This window comes from Streptomyces sp. L7 (assembly GCF_050990935.1).
Lineage (GTDB): Bacteria > Actinomycetota > Actinomycetes > Actinomycetales > Microbacteriaceae > Leifsonia.
The window spans coordinates 2,667,019-2,687,063 of the sequence record NZ_CP194644.1; the positions used below are offsets into that span (position 1 = coordinate 2,667,019).

A 20,045-nucleotide genomic window follows, 5' to 3' on the forward strand; every position below is an offset into this window, starting at 1 on the left:
TCCACGGACCCATCGCGGTCGGTACGATCGTTGTCGGAGCAGCGCGCGTGCGCGCGAGAGAAGGTGTGGAGATGCCCGTCCCGGGGGTGTCGGAGAACCGGCAGGTGCGTGTGCTGGCGCGCGATCGCGCGTACGAGTCGCTGAAGACGGCGATCCTCGACGGGACGATCCGTCCCGGCGAGCACCTGGACGACGCCGAGCTGCAGGCCTGGCTCGGGATGTCGAAGACGCCCATCCGGCAGGCCCTCCACGCGTTGACGGTCGAGGGCTTCGTGGAGACCGCCGCCCAGTCGTACACCCGCGTGGTGGAGCCCCGGGCGGAGGACGCCGTGCCGCACCTGCAGACCATCGGAGTGTTCGTCCTGGGCGTCCAGGACCTCACGCTGAGCGGACTGTCCGACGCCGACCGGGACGCGCTCGTCGGGGATCTCGACCGCTTGATCGCCGCGCTGCAGGCCGCCGACCTGGACAGCTCGATGGCGGCGTCCCGGCAGTACCACGGGCGCCTGATGGCGCTGTGCCCGAACCGTGTGCTGCTCCGGCTGGGCGAGCGGACGCTCGCGGCCCGCGCGTACTATGTCGGGGTCGCGTACCGCGCTCTCGGGATCGACTGGATGGAGGCCGCGCAGTCGTACGCCGCGCTGCGGTCCGCGCTCGCGGCCGCGGACACCCGAGGGGTGGCTGCGGCGACGCGGGAGGTCTTCCGCATCGATCCCCTGCGGCCGGCCCCCGGCGAGGGACGCGCCTGATGCCGATCCCCCGCGACAGCACCGCCGGCCCACGCGAACTCGTCCGCGAACGCGTCTACGCGCAGCTCAAAGAGGCCATCCTCTCCGGCGTGCTCCTGCCCGGCGAACGCCTGGACGAGGCCGAGCTGCGCGGCTGGCTCGGCGTCTCCGGCACACCGATCCGGCAGGCGCTGCACACGCTCAGCCTGGAAGGCCTGGTGGACACGGCGCCGCAGTCGCACTCCGCCGTCATCGCGCCGCGCCCGGAGGAGGCGCTCGACACCCTCCAGACGATCGGCGTGCTCGTGACCGGCGCGACCATCCTGACCCTCCCGCACCTGATCGCGGAGGATCGGACGCGCCTCGCCGCGCTGGCCCGGGACGTGACGGCGCAGCACCGGCGCGGCGACATCCCCTCGATCACCAAGGCTGCCGAGGCCTATTTCGGATCGATCGTGCGGGCGTGCCCGAACCCGGTCTTCATCGAGGTCGTCGCGCAGACGGGGCCGTCGCTGAGCTATCACGTCACCGTGACCCACCGCGCGCTCGACGCAGACCTGGGCGAGCTGGCGCAGGACTACACGGACCTGTCGGCGGCGCTGCTGGACGGGGACGACGAGCGGGTCATCGACGTGACGAAGCGGATCTTCCGGCTGGGGAGCGAGCGCGGCTAGCGTGCGCTCCTCGCGCCTCCCGCGGCTTAGGCTCGGGGCATGGCTCAGAACTCCCGTCCTCTCGCCCTGATCACCGGAGCGTCGCGCGGCATCGGCCGGGCGATCGCCGCCGAGCTGGGCGGCACCCACCACATCCTGGTCGGCGGACGGGATGCCGCGGGCGTCGCGGCCGTCGTGGCGGAACTGCCGTCGGCCGAGCCGTTCGTCGCGGACCTGACCGGGGACACCCTCCCGGATATCCCGCACCGGCTCGACGTGCTCGTGCTGTCCGCCGGCGTGGAGGACGGCGGCACGATCGCCGACACGGACGACGCGACCTGGCGGCATGTGTTCGAGGTCAACGTGTTCGCGGTCGCAGCGCTGCTGCGGGCGACCCTCCCGGCGCTGCGAGCGACCGGCGGGCTGGTCGTCGCCATCAACAGCGGATCCGGACTGAGCAGCGGCGCGGGCGGCGGCGTCTACTCCGGCTCCAAGTTCGCCCTCCGCGCGCTCACCGACGCGCTGCGGGAGGAGGAGCGCCCGAACGGTGTCCGCGTCACCAGCATCCACCCCGGCCGCGTCGACACCGACATGCAGCGCGCGCTCGTCGCCCGCGAAGGGCACGAATACGACGCCGCCTACACGATCACACCGGAGATGGTCGCGGCGACCGTGCGCGTCGCCGTCGATCTGCCGAACACGGGGATGGTCGAGGCGCTGACCGTGCGTCCGGTGCGGCGGCGCTGAACCCCGCCGTACCGATTCCGAACCCCGACTTTACGATCCCCGAACATTCCCCGACGAGGCTGAAGTCAGCCGGAAATCCCCCGGCCGCTTACCTCTGAACGGGAGAACCATGTCCAGACGATCCATCGGCATCATGACGGCGGCGACCGCGGGAATCGCGTGCGCGGCGCTCATCGGCGGCCCGGCCTTCGCCGACACCCCGACGCCGACCCCGACCGCATCCGCATCGCACGCCCCCAAGACACTCGCGCAACTCCAGGCCGCCGGCGCGAAGGCGACCAGCGACCGCGAGACCAAGCTCACCGCGGCGATCGCGAAGGTCGACGCCGACACGTCTCTGACCTCCAGCGACAAGTCCACGATCCTCGCGACCCTCAACACCGACCTCGCCGGCATGAAGTCCTCGGCCTCGGCCATCGCGGCCGACACCACGGCCACCCAGGCGGCCGCCGACCTCACGAAGGTCCACGACTCCTACCGTGTGTTCGCCGTCGCCCTTCCCCAGGCGCGCCTCGCGTCGGACGCCGATCGCCTCACCGGCACCACCATCCCCAAGCTGGCCAAGGAGCAGTCCGCCCTCGCCGCCCTGCTCTCGGGCAAGGACAAGGCCACGTCGACCTCCGCGCTCCAGTCCGACCTCACCGACCTGAGCGCGCAGCTCTCCACCGCGTCCCACGACGCGAGTGGAGTCGCAGCGGCGGCCCTCGGCGTGACCCCGGCCTCCTACGACTCCAACCACTCGGCGCTGTCGTCGGCGAAGTCGTCGCTCACGTCGGCGCGCGCGGCCGTGAAGAAGGCGCAGGCGGACGCGAAGGCGGTGCGGGAGGCGGTGAAGAAGTAGCGGTGAAGTGTTGCTGACCGCAGCCGTCACACCTCGACCGCGCGGGCTACCTCCCACTCGGAGGCGAGCAGCGACCAGAGCTGCTTGTCGTGGAAGACGCCGCCCACCGGCCACGCCTCCCGGAGCACACCCTCGAGGGTCATGCCCAGGCGACGCGCGACGGCCGAGCTGCGGTCGTTGTCGCTCCGGCAGCGCCACTCGGCCCGGTGCATGCCGCGCTCGTCGAACGCGTAGGCGAGCAGTTCGCGGACGGCGCTCGTGATGTGGCCGTGGCCCTCAGCGTCCGGTTCCAGCCAGCAGCCCACCTCGAAGCCGCCGGTCGCCGGCACGAATTCCACGAACATGACGCCGCCGACCAGCGTGCCGTCCGCCCAGAGACCGTAGATGCCCGCGCCCTCTCTGGCCGCGCGCTCCGCGTACCGGCCGAGCGTGGCGCGGGCGCCGGCGACGTCCTCGGTGACGAACGACGGCCCCACCCACGGCCGGATGTGCTCCCGGGCACGGTCGAGGTGCGCGGCGAACTCCTCCGCCATCCAGGGCTCGAGTGGGCGGAGTCGCGCGCCGGAGGCGAGGGTCTTCGAGAACATGAGGCCACGCTACCGGGAGCGCGCGTTCGAGGCGGCGTTGTCGACGCGCGGGAAGGCGAACATGGTGTCGCGGTCGGCCCGGTGCGCCCGGCCGTGGACCTTGCGCGGCGGCAGGACGCGCGTACCGTGTCTGGCACCTTCCAACCGGACTGAGCCCGAGGAGTCCATGTCAACAGCGACACCCACGCGAAGGTCACCCGACGGACGAACGTGGCATCAGAAGCTCATCGTCGAGGAACGCTACGTCTCTCCGGCCATCCGCAGGCGGCTGATCCTGGTCGCAGCGAGTCTCATCGTGGTCGGCGCGGTGTGCTTCACCGTGCTCCTCATCGGCGTGCTCACGCACGAGGGGCTGTCCGAACTGGACAGGTCCGTCGAGCTCTGGATCAACACGCAGCGCTCGGCGCCCGACACCGCCGTCGCGATCTCGCTCGCCATCGCCTTCGGGCCGATCGCTCTTCCGATCATCGTCTTCCTCGTGATCGCGATCTGGTTCCTCACGGCGCGACACTTCTGGCGACCGATCATGCTCGTCGCAGGGATGCTGCTCGGACTGATCGTCGCCCTGGTCGTGCCCTCCGTCGTCGAACGGCCACGGCCTCCCATCCGGCTGATGCTCTTCGGCCCCGACCCGAGTTTCGGCTTTCCGTCCGGTCATGTTCTCGGGACCGCGGACTTCCTCCTGCTCACCGCCTTCCTGATCGCGTCGCGCAAAACGAACCCGTGGTGGGCGATCATCGGCTTCGCCATCGCGGCCGTCGGAATCGCGGCCCAGATCGTCAGCCGGATCTACCTCGGCTACCACTGGCTGACGGACACTCTCGCCTCCGTCTCCCTCTCACTGATCGTCCTCGGGATCGTGATCGCCGTGGACACCTGGAGAACGGTGCGAGTGCCGGGTGAGCCCATCACCGGCGAGTACTCGAAGCTCCAGACCGACGGAACCTGACACCACGAGGAGACTGGACGAAAATGACTGGAGCAGTTGAGCGGCAGGCGAGCAAGGCGGAGGACAATCCGGCTCTCCAGCTCGCCGCGCGAATCGGATACGCCGTCAACGGATTGGTCCACGCCCTCATCGGCGCGATCGCGATCGGCGTCGCGATCGGCCGCGGAGGCGAAGCCGACCAGTCCGGCGCGCTGAGCGGCTTCGCCGGCAATCCGGCGGGCCTCGTCCTGCTGTGGATCATCGTGATCGCACTCGTGGCGTTGGGGGCCTGGCAGATCCTGCACGCCTTCCTGATACCCGGGCCGGACCCGAAGCGAACGTGGCTTCACCGGCTGGGCGAACTGGGGAAGGCGGCCGGCTACCTGTTCGTCGCCGTGACCGCGTTCAGTTTCGCGCGCGGAGCGGGACGAACTCCGTCGCGTCGTCGAAGAGCTTCACCGCGAACCTGCTCGCCGCACCCGGAGGAGTCTTCCTCCTCGTCGTTGTCGGCCTCGGCATCCTCGCGATCGGCGTCGGCTTCATCGTCCGCGGCGCGACGCGCTCCTTCCTCAAGACCATCCGCACCCCGCCCGGCCCGCTCGGCGACACCGCCAAGGCCCTCGGCGTCTTCGGCTACATCGCGAAGGGCGTTGCCATCGCCGTGGTCGGCGTGCTGTTCGGCGTCGCAGCGTTGACCTTCGACCCGAACAAGGCGACCGGCCTCGACGGGGCGCTGAAGACCCTCGCCGTGCTGCCCTTCGGCACGGTGATCCTGATCGTCATCGGAGTCGGCCTCATCGCCTACGGCGTGTACTGCGGATTCCGCGCGAAGCTGGCGATCCTTTGAGGGGTGAACCCGGGAGGAACGCCGGACACGAGCTCTAGAACCGGCCGGTGCGCCGCAGCCTGCGCGGCCGCGAGTCGGGATCCACGACGACCCGGTACAGCGGTTCCGCCCAGACACGCTGCACCCACGTCACCGGTTCGATGCGGTGACGTCGGGCCTGGCCGCGCGGCCGGGACGATCGCCGACCGGACCGGTGCCAGGCGTCGAGCGCGTCGCTCCTCTCCGTCCAGAGCGCCAGCGCGTCGGTGGCGTCACGGATCCGCGGGTCATCGGGGTCCAGACCGAGGTGCTCGGCCCACAGCCGCGCGCGGAGGTCGCGTGCGATGTCCCCTCCGACGACGGCGCAGGTGAGCTCGCTGTCGGAGGTCCAGGAACGCAGGTTGAAGTTGTCGGAGCCGCACGTCATCCAGGTGTCGTCCACGATGCAGATCTTCGCGTGCACGTAGATCGGAGTGCCGGCGTCGTTCTCGAGGTCGAAGACGCCGACCCGGCCGGGAGCCGCACGGCGGAGCAGCGAGACGGCCCGATGCTGGCCGAGTCGGCCGGGCGGCCCCGCGATCCCGCGGTCGTCGTCCGGATAGCGCGGCAGCACGACGATCACCCGCAGTTCCGGGTTCGACCTCAGGGCCTTCGCGATCCCGGCCACGACCTCCCTCGACCACAGGTACTGGTCCTCGATGTAGATGAAGGAGCGTGCGCGCGCGAAGGCTTTGAGGTAGGCGCGCGCGATGCTGCGCTCCCCGTGCGGAGCGAACGGGAACGGCGGACGCTTCGGTGCGTACGTCCTCAGCACCTGCACGGCGTGCGTTCCCGCAACCGGGGGTGGAGGGGCCGCCTCGGGGAGTGGTTTCGGGTGCCGGGGCATGTCGGCGAGACGCTGCACGAGCATCCGGTACGGGTTGCGATGATCCAGCGGGTGCGGGTCGTTCCAGCGCTCGGAGAACGTGTCCAGCAGGTCGCCGACCACGGGTCCGCGCAGTTCGAGGGCGGCGTCGTGCCAGGGCGGTCGCTCGCCGTAACGCGGGTCGATCTCCAGCGCTTGCGGATCCCCCGCGTGCTCGGCATCGTCCCGGCGGCTGTGGCAGAGGTCGATCCCGCCGACGAACGCGACGTCCCGCGACGCGTCCCGCGTGTGCCGGATCACGAAGAGCTTCTGATGGTGCGACCCGAAGGCCCGCACCCGCTGGTCCAGGAGGACCTCGCCGCCGGCGTCGTTGATCTCCCGGCCCAGCAGCGCGTTCGACAGTCCGCTCATCCGCCCCTGGATGCGTTCGCCGTGGGAACGCCACACGAGGCCGCGCACCTCCACGCCCGCGCGCGCGATGTCGGCCAGCAGCTCCCCGATCGTCGGTCCGCCCGGCAGGAGCAGCTCATCCTTGTCGCCACGCCAGTCGGTGAAGAACACCCGGTCGCCCGGCTCCAGCGCCGACAGCTCCTCGTGCAGCCGCGCGAAATAGTTGGCACCGTGGACGAGCGGCCGGACCAGGTTCCCCTCCGACCACGACGCGGATCCGGAGGGACCCGCCTGCACAGCGGACGCCGGGTTGCCCCGCTCGGCCCGGCTCAAGAACCATTCGGAGGCATCACTCGGCACGCCACGCACTCTACGCCCGAGACGCCGCCTCGACGGGTCGACCGTCTGCCGGTCTCAGGTCACGGCAAGGGACACCTTCGCCGCCGCCCGGGTTTCGGTGACCGCTGCGATCGCGGGGGCGACATCCCAGACGACGGTCCCCCGCGGCGCCTCGACGCGCCACGGGGGCGGCGTCGTCGGATAGACGCGGGTGGTGATCGAGCGGCCGGCGCTGGTGAAGACCTCAACGACCGAGCCGTCGAGGAAGACGCGGGCGGCCCACTCGACGCGGTCGCCGAACGCCTGTGCCACCGTCGCGCCGTCGGTCTCGACGCCCGGCGCGGTGCTCGCGGCGCTCCGGTCGAGCGTCAGCGTCCCGGCCTCCAGGTCCAGAGCGAGGTCCAGGAACTCGTCCGCGCCGAACCGGAGCCGGACCCTGCCGGAGACGGCGGGGACGACGAGCTCCGCCTGCGCGCCGATCGTCGCACCGTCCGCCGGTCGCGACGGCCCGTCGCGCAGCGCCTCGACCGCGGGATGCGGCGCGGTGCGGAGGGCGTCGCCGTCGAGCCACGCGCGCCGTGGCAGTGAGATGGCGCCGGCCCAGCCGGCCTCCTGCCAGCGCGCGTCCTCGCGGCCCTCCGTGATCCAGCCGAACAGCACATGCCCGTACGATCCCTCGCGCATCACCGACGCGGCGTAGAAGTGGTGCCCGTCGTCCACGCGCCGCGGGACGGGAGCCGAGTCGACCGGGAACGCCAGCACGACACCGGGGCCGCCCGCGTGCGACCAGGACGACACGATCGCCACCTCGCGTCCGTCGGCCGTGATGAGCTGCGGGCACTCCCAGCCCTCACCGGTGTCGACGCCGCCCACGACCGCGCGCTGCAGGCGGGAGAGCTCGCCCACGTAGTCCCATTCCGCGCCGTCAGCCGAGCCGTACAGCCGCATGGCCGCCGTCTCGTCGGGGAGCGCCGCGCCGACCACCATGTGCCAGCGGGAGGCGTCGCGCCAGACGAACGGGTCGCGGAACATGGTGACCCCCTCCGCGGGAGCGGGGTCGGCCACGACCTGGGTCGGCTCCCCGAAGTTCGTGCCGTCCTCGTCGGACACCGTCGTCAGGATCGACTGGTAGGGGCTGTCGTCCACCTTGCCGGAGTAGAAGGCCCGCACGCGGTCGCCGTCGACCACCGTGTTCCCCGACCAGCACCCGCCCGAGTCGAGGCCCCCCGGCACCGGGCTCATCGCCGGCCGGTGCAGCGTCCAGTGCACGAGGTCCTCGGTCGTGGCGTGCCCCCACTCGACGGGGACGGCCAGCTCGGCGTGCGAGCGCGACTGGAAGTACAGGTGCGTCGTGCCGCCCAGCTCGACCGGGCCGTTCGGGTCGTTGACGTAGCCGCGCGGAAGGCGCACATGGAACTGCGGGAGGTGGTGGTCGTGCATGAAACAGGTCTCTCTTTCGAAGCGGCCGCGCGGCCAGGATGGGGAACGCTCAGCGGAACGAGCCGGCGGTGACGCCCTCGATGAAGTAGCGCTGGGCGAAGATGAACAGCAGCACGCTGGGGATCATCGCCAGGATGACGCCGGCCAGGACCACCGAGATCGACCCGGTGCCCAGGTTGCCCTGGAGGCCGACGAGGCCGAGCGGCAGCGTGAAGTTGCTCTGCGACTGGATGAAGATCAGCGGCCGGTAGAACTCGGCCCAGAACCCTGAGAAGTTCAGGATCGCCAGGGTCGCGATCGCCGGCGAGGCCATCCGCGCGTAGACGTGCCGGAACACGCCCCAGTGCGTCGCGCCGTCGATGCGCGCGGCCTCGCCGAGCTCCCGCGGCATCTGCATGAAGTACTGCCGCATCAGGAAGGTGCCGAACGCGCTCCCGAGCGCAGGGATGATGAGCGAGGCGAGCGAGTCGCTGATCCCCATGGTCTTCACGATGACGAAGACCGGGATGATGATCGTCTGCAACGGCACCATCATGGTGGCCAGGAAGATCCCGAAGATCGTGTTCTTGCCCGGGAACGACACCATCGCGAAGGCGTAGCCGGAGAGCGTGCAGGTGATCGTCTGGCCCACCACGATGAGCACGGTCACGATGACGCTGTTGAGGAAGAACTGCCCGATCGGGATCTGGTTGAACACCGCGGCGTAGTTGCTGAAGTCGGGGCTGGTCGGGATCCACTGCGGCGGGTTGGTGAACGCCTCCGCCGGTGTGCGCAGCGAGGTGGTCAGCGTCCAGAGCAACGGGCCGAGCGCGAACACCGCGGCGAGGACGAGCAGCACCATGCCGACGATGCTGCCGACCTTGACGATCGGCCGGCGGCGGCGGCCGAGCACGACCGTCGTGCTCGGAGCGACATCTGTGGTCATTGGTAGAACACCAGCTTTCGGGCGGCGAGGAATTGGATGCCGGTCAGCGCGAGGATGATCACGAGCAGCAGGATCGCGATCGCCGACGCGTAGCCGAACTGCAGGTTCTGGAAGCCGGTCTGGTACATCGCGATCGTCGCGGTGGTCGTGGCGGTTCCCGGGCCGCCCTTCGTCATGATGAAGGGCTGGTCGAAAAGCTGCATGGCGTTGATCATCGCCACGACGGTGGCGAACAGGATGGTCGGGCTGATCAGCGGGATCTTGATCCGCAGCAGCGTGCGCCATGCCCCGGCGCCGTCGATCGCGGCGGCCTCCTGAACCTCCTGCGGCACCGAGGTGAGCGCCGCGACGAACAGCACGAAGGTGAAGCCGACCTGCTGCCACACCACGATCAGGATGATCGTGATCTGCGCTGCGACCGGGTTGGTCAGCCACGGCACCGGGGGCAGCCCGAGCTGCGTCAGGTAGTAGTTGACCAGCCCGAACTTCGCGTCGAACAGGTAGCCCATGAAGATCGACACGGCGGCGGTGGAGGCCAGCAGCGGCAGGTAGAACGCGGTGCGGAAGAACACCTTGGTGGACTTCCGCTTGCGGCTGTTGACGAGCACCGCGAGCAGCAGCCCCACAGAGATCTGCAGTACCACGATGCCGATGGCCATCACGATGGTCACGCCGAACGACGCGAGGGTCGAGCCGTCGGAGAACAGCCGCGTGAAGTTGGCGACGCCGACGAACTTGGGAGGCGAGATGACGTCCCACGAGAAGAACGAGAGCCCGAGGGAGGCGAGGATCGGGATGAACGTGAACACGGCGACGAACGCCACCGCGAGCCCGATCATCGAATAGCCGAACGCGCCCTCCCGCCGGGCCGCCCGTCGCACACCGGGGCGACGGACGGCACGGCGAGGAGAGGTCGCCCCATTCACGCGCGGGCGCTCCTGGGTCTGGACAGCCATCAGGACGCCTGCGCAGCCTTCTCGAAGTCGGACTGCATGCCGTCGAGCGCCGCCTTGGCGTTGCCCGACGAGATGGCCTGCGTGGTCCGCTGGTTCAGCGAGGTGGCGAGGGCGTTGTAGTACGGCGGCGCCGAGATCGGCACCGAGCCCTCGAGCTGGTCGTAGAACACGGACCAGTGCTCGGGTCCGGTCGTCTTGTACCGGTCGGCCGTCAGCAGCTGCTTGCGGCCCGGCGTTGTGACGTTGCCCGGGAACATGATGTCGAAGGTGGAGGGCTCCACCATCATCTTCACGACTTCCCAGGCCAGGTCCTTGTTCTTCGACGAGTTGAAGATTCCGTACCCGCCGGCGCCGAAGAGCGACTTGTTGCTCTTCCAGGTCGGGAAGCGCTGCACGTCGAAGCTGCCGTCGGCCATGCCCGCGTTGTGCAGGCCGCCTGCCCAGAACCCGCCGCCGATGGTCATTCCGATCCGGCCGGTGGAGAACAGCCCCTGCAGGGTCGAGCCGCCGCCGACGTCGGGCGACGGCGAGAGGCCGGAGCGCTGGAGGTCGACCACGTACTCGAGCGCCTCGATCGCGGCCTCCGAGTTGGCCGTCGGCGTGCCCCACTTCCAGCCGCCCTTGCGGCCGTGCACGCCGACCGGGTTGTTGGCGAAGGCCTTGCTCCACAGCCAGTCGCCGCCGGAGTACTTGCCCTCCTCGAGCAGGTTGCCGTTGTTGGCGTAGAGGAACGAGGTCCAGCTCCCCCAGAGGCGCACCACCCAGTCGAAGGCGTTGACGTCGCCGCCGAGACCGTTGATCTTGGTCGCGTAGGTGTGGAACTCGTCCATCGTCCAGTTGTCGGAGGGCCGGGAGAGCCCGGCCCTCTGGAAGAGGTCCGTGCTGTAGAACATGCTGCCGGCGTTGAAGCTGTCGGGCAGCTCGTACAGGTGGCCCTGGTACATCATCGACTCGACCAGCGCCGGGTGGATCTGGTCGAAGTAGGTCTGCAGGGACGACAGGTCCTTGGTGACGTAGCTGTCCAGCGGGATCAGGAGGTCCTTGGAGGCCATGAGCTGCAGGCCCTCGGTCGCGACGCTCACCAGGTCGGGGGCGGCCCCGGCCGCGATCTGGGTGAGCACCTTCGCGAGGAAGTCGTTCCAGTCGGTGCCGTTGATCGCGGTCACCTGGAGCGTGGCGTTCTTGTCGAGCTTCTTGATCTGCGGCTGCAGTGTGTTTTGCAGTGCCGTGGCCGCCTTCTGGTCGCCGAAGTACAGCATCTTGATGGTGCCCGATGCGTTCGTGCCGCCACCCGCGCCTGCGGTGGAGCACGCAGCCAGCGAGGCCAGTCCCGTCAATGCCAGCCCGGCCCCGCCGAGCTTGAGCAACGTGCGACGGTCAATGGCCGGTCCGAATGTGTTGGTCATCCGTGCGCTCCTCTCTGAGCGTCTGGGATGCGGCGGGGGTGCCGCAACCCGACTAATACGTATTGGGGTTCCGAGCATAACTCGCCGGCATCGCAATTGCAAATACGTATTGGCTTCTGTGGCATGATCGTTGCGGGAGGATCGCATCATGGCTGGAAACGACAACAGGGCGCCGAAGCGCGTCACCATGAAGGACGTCGCGAAACGCGCTGGGGTGTCGCAGCCGACGGTGTCCTTCGTGCTCAACGACCGGCGCGACATCTCGGTGGCGCCGGAGACGCGGGCGCGCATCCTCCAGGCGGCGAAGGAGCTGCGCTTCCAGCCCAACCGCGCCGCGCAGTCGCTGCGCTCCAACCGGCCGTTCACCATCGGGGTGATCGCGGACCGTGTCGTCTCGCAGCCCTACGCCGGTCAGATCGTGCTCGGTGTGCAGCAGGCGGTCCAGCCCGCGGGCTACGTGTCGTTCGTCGTCGAGATCTCCGAGACGCCGGACAACGGCAAGGCGGCCGTCGAGAACCTGGTCCGCCAGGGCGTCGCCGGCCTGGTCTACGCCGCGCCCGGTCCCGAGCCGGTGAAGGCGGTGGACGTCGGGGAGGACATCCGGACGATCTTCGTCAACTGCTGGCCGGAGAACCTGCCCGACGCTGCGCTGGTGCTCGCCGACGAGTACCAGGGCGGCCGGGATGTCGCGGCGGCGACCTTCGCCGCGGGCCACCGCGACGTCGTCTTCCTCGGCGGACCGGCGTCCGACTACGCGTGCCAGGAGCGCGAGCGCGGCCTCGTCGACGCGGCCGTCGCCGCCGGGATCGACCCCGCGTCGATCCGGCGCGAGTACGGGACGTACCACGTGTCCTCCGGCTACGACCTCGCTGCGCGCGTCCTGCAGGAAGCGACGCCGACGGCGCTCGTGTGCGGCAACGACCGGATGGCGGTCGGAGCCCTGCTCGCCTCGCACTCCGCCGGGCTGGAGTGCCCGCGGGACATCAGCATCGTCGGCTTCGACGACCAGCCCGAGCTCGCCGCCGAGCTGCACCCGCCGCTTGCGACCGTCGCACTCCCGCACCTCCAGATGGGGATGACGGCGGGCAGCCTTCTGATCGCGGACGACGAACCGCAGGGGCGCACCCTCGTCCCGTGTCAGTACATCGAGCGCGCCTCGCTCGCCGCGCCGCGGACGGCGTCGGCGCGGTGAGGTCGACCACCCACTTCCGGCCGCCGGGCGGGTTCGTCGGCGATGTCATCCCGTTCGAGAAGGACGGCACGGTCTGGCTCTACTATCTCCTCGACACCCGCGACCCGCGCCGGCCGGTCGACCGCGACGAGGGGATGCCGTGGGCGGCGGTCACGACCCGCGACTTCGCAACCTTCGCGGACCGCGGTGCGGTGCTGCCCTCGGGCGGACCAGCGGCCGAGGACTTCGACTGCTACACCGGCAGCGTCGTCACGGACGACGACGGCCTCCTCCATCTCTTCTACACCGGCCACAACCCGCGCATCCGCACCGCGGACGGTGACGCGCAGGTCGTCTGCCACGCCACCTCGGGCGGCGATCCCGCCGTGTGGGAACGGCATCCCGAGTGGACTTTCGGCGCCCTCGACGGGTACGCGCCGGAGGACTGGCGCGACCCGTTCGTCTTCCGCACCGCACCCGGCGAGCCGTGGCAGATGCTGCTGGCCGCGCGCCGGCAGGACGCCCCGTACCGGCGCTCCGGCCTCGTCGCGCGGCTGGTCTCGGACGACCTCGTGCACTGGCGCGACGCCGAGCCGCTCTGGGACCCGCGCCGGTTCATCGCCCAGGAGTGCCCGGACGTCTTCCCGTGGGGCGACCACTGGTACCTCGTCTACTCGGAGTTCTCCGACTCCTTCCAGACCCGCTACCGCGTCGCCGACTCCCCCGAAGGCCCGTGGCGGGCGCCCGAACGCGACACCGTCGACGGCCGCGCCTTCTACGCCTCCAAGACCGTCGAGCTCGACGGCGAGCGGCATTTCATCGGCTGGATCGCGAGCAAGGAGGGCGAGAGCGACGCCGGCGCCTGGCAGTGGGCCGGCACGATGGCGGTGCTGCGTGCCGGCCAGGAGGCCGACGGATCGCTGTCGTTCGGGCTCCCCCGCGCGGTCTCCGCGCTCTACGACTCCGTGCGCGACCTGCGCGGCGACCTGACGGCCTTGGACGGCACCGACGCGGCCCCCGGTGCCGGCGCGATCGACCGCTACGCCGCGTGGCTCGGTCCGCGGCTCTCGTCCGAGACGCTGCTGGTGGCGGAGTTCGACATCGCGCCGGGCACGCAGGCGTGCGGCCTCCTGCTCCGAGCCTCCGACGACGGTGAGCAGGCGTACGTGCTCCGCCTCGAGCCGCAGCGCGACCGGCTGGTCTTCGACCGGTGGCCCCGCGGGACCACCGGCGGCGAGCAGTGGCAGATCCGCGGGGACGTCCCGCACGCCGTCGAGCTGGAGCGGCCCGTGCCGCTGCGGCCGGGACGGCACACGCTGGAGGTCCAGCTCGACGGCGACCTGTGCGTCGCGGTGGTGGACGACCGCGTAGCGCTCAGCACGCGCGTCTACGACCTGACCTCGGGGCACGTCGGCGTCTTCGCGACCGACGGGGAGTTCGAACTGGTGCGCCTGGAGGCCCGGACCCGTTCGTAGCGGAGGACCTCGCTTGACATCCGGGGAGGCGCTGCTTACCCTACCAATACGAATTATCTATACGAATTAGCTACGTGAATCAAAGGAGATGACCATGTTCGCGAACCTGGGTGGCTGGCACTTGCTCGTGATCCTCGCGGTGGTGCTGCTGTTGTTCGGCGCCACGCGACTGCCCGCCCTCTCGAAGGGCCTCGGACAGTCCATCCGGATCTTCCGCAAGGAGGTCCACGACCTCTCGGACTCGGACGCGCCCGCGAAGCAGCCGGAGGGCGTCGCGGGCTCCGACGGGATCACCACGCGCGGCTGAGCGTGCCGTCATGAGCTTCGAGAAACTGCTCGTGCTCGGCGTGATCGCGGCGTTCCTGATCGGGCCGACCCGCCTCCCGGCCTACGCGTCGAAGCTCGCGCTGGCCGTCCGCAAGCTGCGCACGCTCGCCGACGACGCCCAGCGCGCAGTGCGAGAGGAGGTCGGGGACTCGGTCGACGTCGACTGGCGCTCGTTCGACCCGCGCCAATACGACCCGCGGCGGATCATCCGCGAGGCACTGCTCGCGGAGCCGGCGTCCGTCGAGACCGCCGCCTCGGCGCTCGAGGGCACCCGCCAGGAGTCACCGTGACCAGGCGCGGCGCCCGGATGACGCTCGCCGCGCACGTGTCCGAGCTGCGCCGGCGCGCGGTGCGCTCCGCCGCAGCCCTGCTGGCCGGCACCGTCGGCGGCTGGTTCGTCTCGCCCCTCCTGCTCGCGGCGCTCCGTGCGCCGATCGCGCAGGCGGCGGCCTCCCAGCACCGGCTCGCGGCGCTCAACTTCGACACCATCACGGGAGCCTTCGACCTCCGGATGCAGGCCGCCTTCGCGATCGGGCTGGTGGCCTCCAGCCCGATCTGGCTCTACCAGGTGTGGGCGTACCTGGTGCCCGCCCTGAGCCGGAAAGAGCTCCGCTACGGGTTCGGCTTCTTCTTCACCGCGGTGCCGCTGTTCCTCGGCGGCTGCGTCGCCGGCTGGCTGATCGTGCCGCACATCGTGCTGCTCCTGACGGGGTTCGCCGCCGACGGGTCGTCCTCGTTCATCCAGGCCAACGACTACTTCCAGTTCGTGCTGAAACTCGTCGTCGCCGCCGGATTCGCCTTCGTGTCCCCGGTCTTCCTGGTCCTGCTCAACCTCCTCGGCATCCTGTCTGCGCAGTCCATCCTCAGGAGCTGGCGGATCGCCTTCCTCGTCATCCTCGGCTTCACGGCCATCGTGACGCCGTCCGCCGACGTGATCTCGATGCTGCTCCTCGCCGGGCCGCTGATCGCGCTGTACTACCTGGCGTGGTTCGTCGCGGCGCTGCACGATCGGAGGGCGTCGCGCGTGCCGGCCTGACCGGCAGCGTCCACGCAGAGAAGCTCCCCGCCCGGTCTTCCGGACGGGGGAGCTTCTCTGTGCGGGGATCAGTTCCAGATCGACTTCACATGCCAGGCCTGCATCGAGTCGATCCCCGCGGTGCCGCCGGTGGCGAAGGCGCTGACGCCCGTGCTCGCCGCATCCGGGAAGATCTGCTCGGTGATCACCCGGGTGCCGTCCGCCGTGAAGACCTCGACGGACGAGGCGTCGATCAGGATGCGCAGCCCGATGCCGCCCGCGCTGTCCAGCGCCACCGGCGCGGTGGCGCGCCCAGGGAACGCGGCGTTGAAGCCCGTGTCGCCGGAGTGCGTGCGGTCGACGTACAACTCGCCGGTCGTGGTGTCGTAGCCGATCTGCGTGTACTGCCCGCCTCCGGTCCGCACGTTCAGGCCGAAGGCGGACGCCGTTCCCGCCGTCAGGCGCGCCTCCACGTCCAGCTCTGCGCCGGACACCGCGATCGGCTTCGTGCCCGTGACCGCCTGCTTCCGCACGGTCGTGACCGGCCCGGTGCGCAGGTTCGCGAGCGCCTCCACCGGAGTCTGGACGAGCCGGACCTTCCCGCCGATCGTCCGCAGGGACTCCGTGCGCGGGATGGACTCGGCGCCCTGCCACGGCGAGGTCGGCACGTTGGCCGCGTACGCCCAGTTGTTCATCCAGGCGATGTCGACGCGCTGGCCTCCCGGAGCGTCGTTCCAGGTGTTCTCGGCGTAGAAGTCCGAACCGTAGTCGATCCAGGAGGCGCGCTGGAGCTGGTTCAGGGCCGGCTGGTCCGCGAGACTGAAGTCGTCGGCCAGGATGTGGCCCCAGCCTCCCGTCGCGTTGTCGACGATCCGGATGCTGGCCTGCTTGCCCTGCAGGTCAGCGACATTCCACGACGCCCAGTCGAGGCTCTCGCTGTTCTTCCCGGTGGCCGAGCGGACCACCTGGCCATCCACGACGAGATCGACGGAGGTCTGCGTGTCCCAGACCGGCGCCTTCTCGTTCGCGAGCACGATGTCGCCGACCATGAGGTGGCCCCAGCCGGTGGAGCCGTCGTTCTGGTCGACCACCTGGAGCTGCGCCTGCTGACCCCGGTACGCGGAGGTGTCCCACGTCGTCCATGCCAGCGACCCGGAGTTGTTGCCGGTCGCGGTCGCGACCACCGTGCCGCCGATGACGAGGTTCACCGCGGTCGGGTTCGGCTGGCTCATCGGATGCGTGCCGCCCGCGACCTGGAGGTCGATATAGGGGAGGTCACCGTGAAGGTCGGCGAGGTGATCGTGCCCTCCCCCGGATCGCCGTTCGGCCCCCAGGTGTCGAGCACGCCCGAGCTCACCTGGTTCCCCAGCGTCTCGTGGCTGGGCCCGGTGCCGACGAACGCGCCGGTCGTCGTCCAGCCGGGGTCGTACGAGGAGCCGGAGAAGTCGGTGAGCACGGTGCCCTGCGGCAGGGTCCCGAAGGGCACCGCTCCGGCGGCGTACGGGTTGTCGCCCCCGCCGACGAGGAAGTTGAGCCGGCTCTTGTCGATGGTGAACCCCGGGGAGGTCAGCGTCCCGGTGGCGGCGTCGCCGCCGGTGAAGCTGTCCACGAAGTGGCTGCCCGGGTAGCCGGTGACCGGTTGCTGGTCCGGAAGGGCGCCGGACGCCGGGGCTGCGCCGAAGGCCGTCCCGGCGGTGGTCCAGGCCCCGTAGCCGCCGGAGTCGAACGTGTCGAGCGGCGTCCCCGCCGGCGGCGTGTACGTCGCGGGCCCGTCCGGGACGAACGTTGCGCCGTCGAACGCGCCGACGAAGTACTGCACGCCGGTGCTCCCGACGCTCACGCTCAGCACCCACTTCTGCGTCTTCGCGTCGCCGTCGACCGGGAGCGGATAGAGGTCGGGCATCTCCCACACCCCCGTGGTCGCGCCGGCCGGCCCGAAGGCGCCCGCCTGCGTCCACGTCTTGAGGTCGGGCGACGTGTAGAAGGCCACCTTGTACTGGTCGCTCAGCGCGACGGCCATCATCCACTCGTGCTTCGGCGCGTACCAGAACACTTTCGGGTCGCGGAAGTTGACCGAGTGGAGGTCGATGACGGGGTCGCCTGCGTACCGCGTCCAGGTGCGGCCGTCGTCAACGCTGTAGGCGATGTCCTGCGACTCCACGTTCGTGCCCGCCTGGACGCTGGTGTAGACCGCGACCATCGGCGGGTTCTTCGCGGTGCCGAACCCGCTGGTGTTCTGCGTGTCGACCACGGCGCTGCCGGAGAAGAACGCGCCCGCGCCCGGGTCGGGCGCCGGGCCCTTCACGTCGATGTTCGTCCAGTGCACCAGGTCCTTGCTCACGGCGCCGCGCCAGGTGCCGTAGCTGAACAGGTAGTACAGGCCGTCCTTGTAGACCAGGCCGTTGGGGTCGCCGATCCAGCCTGTCGGCAGGGAGTAGTGGAACTGGGGGCGGTAGGGCTCGCCGTAGGTGGTGGATGGGGTCGGTGCCGGGGTGGCCGCCGCGGGGCTCACGGCGGGGGCGAGCCCGGCCAGTGCGAGGCTTGCGGCGGCTGCCGCAGCGACGACGGCCGCGACGCGACCCCTGGGTCGGCCGGGACGCTGCCGCAGGAGCGCGCGCGGAGGGTGCGGGAATCGGAACATGAGGGTGACCTTCCTCTCTGAAGGCGTTCGCGGGAGGCGGTGCTCGCCGCGGGGTGTCGGTTCGATTCACGAACCAATACGTATTGGTCGCGGTCGAAAAGATTGGCTCGACGTATCAATACGTATTGGTTAAAGTGATCAGTACGTAGTCTGGATCGCTCCGCCGCGCAGGTCAACCCCACGGCGGCGCGGTCCGCTCCCGAACGCGCATGAAGGAGATCGCAGCATGGCATCGTCGACCGCCGACACCCCGGGCACACCCGCTCCCGGCGCACCCGCTCCCGCCGCAGCCGTCCTGGTCGCCGGCGAGGCCCTCATCGACGTCATCCGGTCCGGCGACGCGACCCGGGAGCACCCGGGCGGCTCCCCCGCGAACGTCGCGCTCGGCCTGGCGCGCCTCGGAGTGCCCACCGCGTTCCTGACCGCGCTCGGCCGCGACGCGCGCGGCGCCGCGATCGCCGCCCGGCTCGCCCGCGACGGGGTCGACATCCTGCCGGAGTCCTGGCTGCTGCCGGCGACGTCGAGCGCCGTGGCCACCATCCAGCCCGACGGCTCGGCACGGTACGCCTTCGACATCGCGTGGACGTTGGCCGAGACGGTCGAGCTCCCGGCGGTGCGCCACATCCACGTCGGTTCGATCTCGGCGTTCCTGGCTCCCGGCGCCGACCGGATCGAGCACCTCGTGATGACCGCCACCGCCGATGTGACCGTCAGCGTGGACCCGAACATCCGTGCCGACCTGGTCGGGGAACCGCGTGCCGCACGCGAGCGTTTCGAGCGGCTGGCTGCGCGCGCCGACCTCGTCAAGCTCAGCGACGAGGACGCCCGCTTCCTCTACCCCGGGCGCTCCGACGCCGACACGGCCGTGGCCCTCGCCTCCCACGGCGCGATCGTCGCGGTCACTCGAGGATCGGCAGGCTCCCTCCTCGTCTCGGGCGACACCCAGGTGGAGGTCGACCCGATCCACGTGGACGTCGCGGATACGGTGGGCGCCGGCGACAGCTACATGGCCGCACTGCTCGCCTGGCTTCTGACGGGCGACCTGCGCCGCCGGCCGCGCAGCGCGGCCGAGCTCGCGGAGGCCGGCGCGTTCGCCGCCCGGGCCGCGGCGATCACGGTCTCCCGAGCGGGCGCGGAGCCGCCGCGGTCGGCCGAGCTGGACTGACGCGAGCGACCGCTGGCAGCGGGCCGGAGCCGTCGCTCCCGGCTGGGACCCGAGGGATCTGTCGCAGACGACTGACGCCCCCGCCTTCGAGCGTCGGCTATCCCGTGGGCCGGTCGTGGGAGCAGAATGGCCAGAACGCAGATCCCCTGAGCCGAAGGAGCACCATGTCCGCACCCTCTGCAGCTCCGAGCCCGACCGACAGCCTGCGCCGTCGCTCGCGGGAGGCGCTGTCCGCGCTGGCCCTCCAGTTCCTGCTCGGGATGGCGGCAAACCTCATCGGCGAGCCGAAGGGCACCTTCGCGATCGTCGTGGACACGATCATCGTCATTCTGCACATCCTGGTCGCGATCGGCCTGGTCGTGGTCAGTATCCGGCTGCTCGTCGCCGCCCGCAGGGCCGGTGTCGGCCGGCGCCTGGCGCTCTGGGGGCTCGTCGTCATCGTGATCACGTTCCTGGCGGGCGTCGGCACGATGGCCAGCGGCAGCGAATGGGCGTCCTACGTGATGGCGGTCGGGTTCCTGGCCGCAGCGGCCCTGTACGGCGGGACGTTCTTCGCGTCGTACGGGATCGGGAACGCGTCGCGGGCGTAGCTGTCGACGGCGCCGCCGCCCGGGCGTGTC

At 70.5% G+C, this 20,045-nt stretch carries 21 protein-coding genes and 1 pseudogene; 14 read left to right on the plus strand and 8 right to left on the minus strand.

Annotation, left to right across the window (positions count from 1 at the left end; all coding sequences use genetic code 11):
• The first annotated feature begins 71 nt into the window (after window positions 1-71).
• The 4 genes from ACR5MH_RS13320 to ACR5MH_RS13335 all read left to right on the plus strand — a co-directional run bounded on the left by ACR5MH_RS13320 (window position 72) and on the right by ACR5MH_RS13335 (window position 2,969).
• Entirely contained in the window at window positions 72-749 is a 678-nt protein-coding gene (locus ACR5MH_RS13320) for a GntR family transcriptional regulator (protein ID WP_431347636.1), read from the plus strand.
• Complete coding sequence (locus tag ACR5MH_RS13325; RefSeq protein WP_431347637.1) at window positions 749-1,402, plus strand: GntR family transcriptional regulator; 654 nt, start codon at window positions 749-751, stop codon at window positions 1,400-1,402. The genes ACR5MH_RS13320 and ACR5MH_RS13325 overlap by 1 nt, the downstream gene beginning before the upstream one ends.
• 39 nt (window positions 1,403-1,441) lie before the next feature.
• Entirely contained in the window at window positions 1,442-2,128 is a 687-nt protein-coding gene (locus tag ACR5MH_RS13330; protein ID WP_431347638.1) for an SDR family oxidoreductase, read from the plus strand.
• A 109-nt stretch (window positions 2,129-2,237) separates the two neighbouring features.
• Complete coding sequence (locus ACR5MH_RS13335) at window positions 2,238-2,969, plus strand: hypothetical protein (RefSeq protein ID WP_431347639.1); 732 nt, start codon at window positions 2,238-2,240, stop codon at window positions 2,967-2,969.
• A gap of 26 nt (window positions 2,970-2,995) precedes the next feature.
• Here the strand turns inward: ACR5MH_RS13335 and ACR5MH_RS13340 are convergent, their stop codons facing one another.
• Window positions 2,996-3,556: a GNAT family N-acetyltransferase gene (locus ACR5MH_RS13340; protein WP_431347640.1), complete on the minus strand. Its 561-nt coding sequence runs from the start codon at window positions 3,554-3,556 to the stop codon at window positions 2,996-2,998.
• Between the two features lie 166 nt (window positions 3,557-3,722).
• On the opposite strand from ACR5MH_RS13340, the gene ACR5MH_RS13345 reads away from it, so the two are divergent.
• From ACR5MH_RS13345 to ACR5MH_RS13355, 3 genes and pseudogenes are all read left to right on the plus strand, one after another.
• A complete protein-coding gene (locus tag ACR5MH_RS13345) occupies window positions 3,723-4,505 on the plus strand; it encodes a phosphatase PAP2 family protein (RefSeq protein WP_431347641.1) in 783 nt (260 codons plus the stop codon).
• A gap of 23 nt (window positions 4,506-4,528) precedes the next feature.
• Window positions 4,529-4,654: pseudogene (locus tag ACR5MH_RS13350) on the plus strand (hypothetical protein); the annotation flags it as partial.
• A gap of 170 nt (window positions 4,655-4,824) precedes the next feature.
• Window positions 4,825-5,331 carry a DUF1206 domain-containing protein gene (locus ACR5MH_RS13355; RefSeq protein WP_431347642.1) on the plus strand — a complete coding sequence of 169 codons (507 nt, stop codon included), beginning with the start codon at window positions 4,825-4,827 and terminating at the stop codon, window positions 5,329-5,331.
• A gap of 34 nt (window positions 5,332-5,365) precedes the next feature.
• Here the strand turns inward: ACR5MH_RS13355 and ACR5MH_RS13360 are convergent, their stop codons facing one another.
• Genes ACR5MH_RS13360 through ACR5MH_RS13380 form a run of 5 tightly spaced genes read right to left on the minus strand, consistent with a single transcriptional unit; the run spans window position 5,366 to window position 11,631 of the window.
• Window positions 5,366-6,925: a phospholipase D family protein gene (locus ACR5MH_RS13360; RefSeq protein WP_431347643.1), complete on the minus strand. Its 1,560-nt coding sequence runs from the start codon at window positions 6,923-6,925 to the stop codon at window positions 5,366-5,368.
• A 54-nt stretch (window positions 6,926-6,979) separates the two neighbouring features.
• On the minus strand, window positions 6,980-8,344 hold the full coding sequence (locus ACR5MH_RS13365) for a glycoside hydrolase family 32 protein (RefSeq protein ID WP_431347644.1): 1,365 nt from the start codon (window positions 8,342-8,344) through the stop codon (window positions 6,980-6,982).
• A 49-nt stretch (window positions 8,345-8,393) separates the two neighbouring features.
• Window positions 8,394-9,269, minus strand: a complete 876-nt coding sequence (locus ACR5MH_RS13370) for a carbohydrate ABC transporter permease (protein WP_431347645.1) — start codon at window positions 9,267-9,269, stop codon at window positions 8,394-8,396.
• Window positions 9,266-10,225 carry a carbohydrate ABC transporter permease gene (locus tag ACR5MH_RS13375; RefSeq protein WP_431347646.1) on the minus strand — a complete coding sequence of 320 codons (960 nt, stop codon included), beginning with the start codon at window positions 10,223-10,225 and terminating at the stop codon, window positions 9,266-9,268. Before ACR5MH_RS13375 ends, ACR5MH_RS13370 begins: the two co-directional genes overlap by 4 nt.
• Window positions 10,225-11,631 carry an ABC transporter substrate-binding protein gene (locus tag ACR5MH_RS13380; RefSeq protein ID WP_431347647.1) on the minus strand — a complete coding sequence of 469 codons (1,407 nt, stop codon included), beginning with the start codon at window positions 11,629-11,631 and terminating at the stop codon, window positions 10,225-10,227. Before ACR5MH_RS13380 ends, ACR5MH_RS13375 begins: the two co-directional genes overlap by 1 nt.
• Before the next feature lie 148 nt (window positions 11,632-11,779).
• Here ACR5MH_RS13380 and ACR5MH_RS13385 point away from each other — a divergent pair, with 148 nt between their 5' ends.
• The 5 genes from ACR5MH_RS13385 (at window position 11,780) to tatC (ending at window position 15,640) form a co-directional block, all read left to right on the plus strand.
• Window positions 11,780-12,823: a LacI family DNA-binding transcriptional regulator gene (locus ACR5MH_RS13385; RefSeq protein ID WP_431347648.1), complete on the plus strand. Its 1,044-nt coding sequence runs from the start codon at window positions 11,780-11,782 to the stop codon at window positions 12,821-12,823.
• Window positions 12,766-14,277 carry a GH32 C-terminal domain-containing protein gene (locus ACR5MH_RS13390; protein ID WP_431347649.1) on the plus strand — a complete coding sequence of 504 codons (1,512 nt, stop codon included), beginning with the start codon at window positions 12,766-12,768 and terminating at the stop codon, window positions 14,275-14,277. The genes ACR5MH_RS13385 and ACR5MH_RS13390 overlap by 58 nt, the downstream gene beginning before the upstream one ends.
• A 94-nt stretch (window positions 14,278-14,371) precedes the next feature.
• Entirely contained in the window at window positions 14,372-14,584 is a 213-nt protein-coding gene (gene tatA / locus ACR5MH_RS13395) for a twin-arginine translocase TatA/TatE family subunit (RefSeq protein ID WP_431347650.1), read from the plus strand.
• A 10-nt stretch (window positions 14,585-14,594) separates the two neighbouring features.
• Window positions 14,595-14,894 carry a Sec-independent protein translocase TatB gene (locus tag ACR5MH_RS13400; protein ID WP_431347651.1) on the plus strand — a complete coding sequence of 100 codons (300 nt, stop codon included), beginning with the start codon at window positions 14,595-14,597 and terminating at the stop codon, window positions 14,892-14,894.
• Entirely contained in the window at window positions 14,891-15,640 is a 750-nt protein-coding gene (tatC, locus tag ACR5MH_RS13405; RefSeq protein ID WP_431347652.1) for a twin-arginine translocase subunit TatC, read from the plus strand. Before ACR5MH_RS13400 ends, tatC begins: the two co-directional genes overlap by 4 nt.
• Before the next feature lie 68 nt (window positions 15,641-15,708).
• On the opposite strand, the gene ACR5MH_RS13410 is transcribed toward tatC, so the two are convergent.
• Both ACR5MH_RS13410 and ACR5MH_RS13415 read right to left on the minus strand, forming a co-directional pair.
• A complete protein-coding gene (locus ACR5MH_RS13410; protein WP_433861841.1) occupies window positions 15,709-16,851 on the minus strand; it encodes a glycoside hydrolase family 32 protein in 1,143 nt (380 codons plus the stop codon).
• Entirely contained in the window at window positions 16,848-18,260 is a 1,413-nt protein-coding gene (locus tag ACR5MH_RS13415; protein WP_433861842.1) for a glycoside hydrolase family 32 protein, read from the minus strand. Before ACR5MH_RS13415 ends, ACR5MH_RS13410 begins: the two co-directional genes overlap by 4 nt.
• Window positions 18,261-18,486: 226 nt before the next feature.
• On the opposite strand from ACR5MH_RS13415, the gene ACR5MH_RS13420 reads away from it, so the two are divergent.
• Together ACR5MH_RS13420 and ACR5MH_RS13425 are read left to right on the plus strand one after the other, a co-directional pair.
• On the plus strand, window positions 18,487-19,425 hold the full coding sequence (locus ACR5MH_RS13420) for a carbohydrate kinase family protein (protein WP_431347655.1): 939 nt from the start codon (window positions 18,487-18,489) through the stop codon (window positions 19,423-19,425).
• Window positions 19,426-19,589: 164 nt separating this feature from the next.
• Complete coding sequence (locus ACR5MH_RS13425; protein ID WP_431347656.1) at window positions 19,590-20,015, plus strand: hypothetical protein; 426 nt, start codon at window positions 19,590-19,592, stop codon at window positions 20,013-20,015.
• The last annotated feature ends 30 nt before the right edge of the window (window positions 20,016-20,045 follow it).

What these genes read in the sequence shown, in the direction of transcription:
- ACR5MH_RS13380 (WP_431347647.1), bottom strand. Translation starts at nt 11,631, where the DNA reads ATGACCAACACATTCGGACCGGCCATTGACCGTCGCACGTTGCTCAAG.
- tatA (WP_431347650.1), top strand. Translation starts at nt 14,372, where the DNA reads ATGTTCGCGAACCTGGGTGGCTGGCACTTGCTCGTGATCCTCGCGGTG.
- ACR5MH_RS13375 (WP_431347646.1), bottom strand. Translation starts at nt 10,225, where the DNA reads ATGGCTGTCCAGACCCAGGAGCGCCCGCGCGTGAATGGGGCGACCTCT.
- ACR5MH_RS13415 (WP_433861842.1), bottom strand. Translation starts at nt 18,260, where the DNA reads ATGTTCCGATTCCCGCACCCTCCGCGCGCGCTCCTGCGGCAGCGTCCC.
- ACR5MH_RS13400 (WP_431347651.1), top strand. Translation starts at nt 14,595, where the DNA reads ATGAGCTTCGAGAAACTGCTCGTGCTCGGCGTGATCGCGGCGTTCCTG.
- ACR5MH_RS13330 (WP_431347638.1), top strand. Translation starts at nt 1,442, where the DNA reads ATGGCTCAGAACTCCCGTCCTCTCGCCCTGATCACCGGAGCGTCGCGC.
- ACR5MH_RS13420 (WP_431347655.1), top strand. Translation starts at nt 18,487, where the DNA reads ATGGCATCGTCGACCGCCGACACCCCGGGCACACCCGCTCCCGGCGCA.
- ACR5MH_RS13385 (WP_431347648.1), top strand. Translation starts at nt 11,780, where the DNA reads ATGGCTGGAAACGACAACAGGGCGCCGAAGCGCGTCACCATGAAGGAC.
- ACR5MH_RS13340 (WP_431347640.1), bottom strand. Translation starts at nt 3,556, where the DNA reads ATGTTCTCGAAGACCCTCGCCTCCGGCGCGCGACTCCGCCCACTCGAG.
- ACR5MH_RS13345 (WP_431347641.1), top strand. Translation starts at nt 3,723, where the DNA reads ATGTCAACAGCGACACCCACGCGAAGGTCACCCGACGGACGAACGTGG.
- ACR5MH_RS13370 (WP_431347645.1), bottom strand. Translation starts at nt 9,269, where the DNA reads ATGACCACAGATGTCGCTCCGAGCACGACGGTCGTGCTCGGCCGCCGC.
- ACR5MH_RS13320 (WP_431347636.1), top strand. Translation starts at nt 72, where the DNA reads ATGCCCGTCCCGGGGGTGTCGGAGAACCGGCAGGTGCGTGTGCTGGCG.
- ACR5MH_RS13365 (WP_431347644.1), bottom strand. Translation starts at nt 8,344, where the DNA reads ATGCACGACCACCACCTCCCGCAGTTCCATGTGCGCCTTCCGCGCGGC.
- ACR5MH_RS13335 (WP_431347639.1), top strand. Translation starts at nt 2,238, where the DNA reads ATGTCCAGACGATCCATCGGCATCATGACGGCGGCGACCGCGGGAATC.
- ACR5MH_RS13425 (WP_431347656.1), top strand. Translation starts at nt 19,590, where the DNA reads ATGTCCGCACCCTCTGCAGCTCCGAGCCCGACCGACAGCCTGCGCCGT.
- ACR5MH_RS13410 (WP_433861841.1), bottom strand. Translation starts at nt 16,851, where the DNA reads ATGAGCCAGCCGAACCCGACCGCGGTGAACCTCGTCATCGGCGGCACG.
- ACR5MH_RS13325 (WP_431347637.1), top strand. Translation starts at nt 749, where the DNA reads ATGCCGATCCCCCGCGACAGCACCGCCGGCCCACGCGAACTCGTCCGC.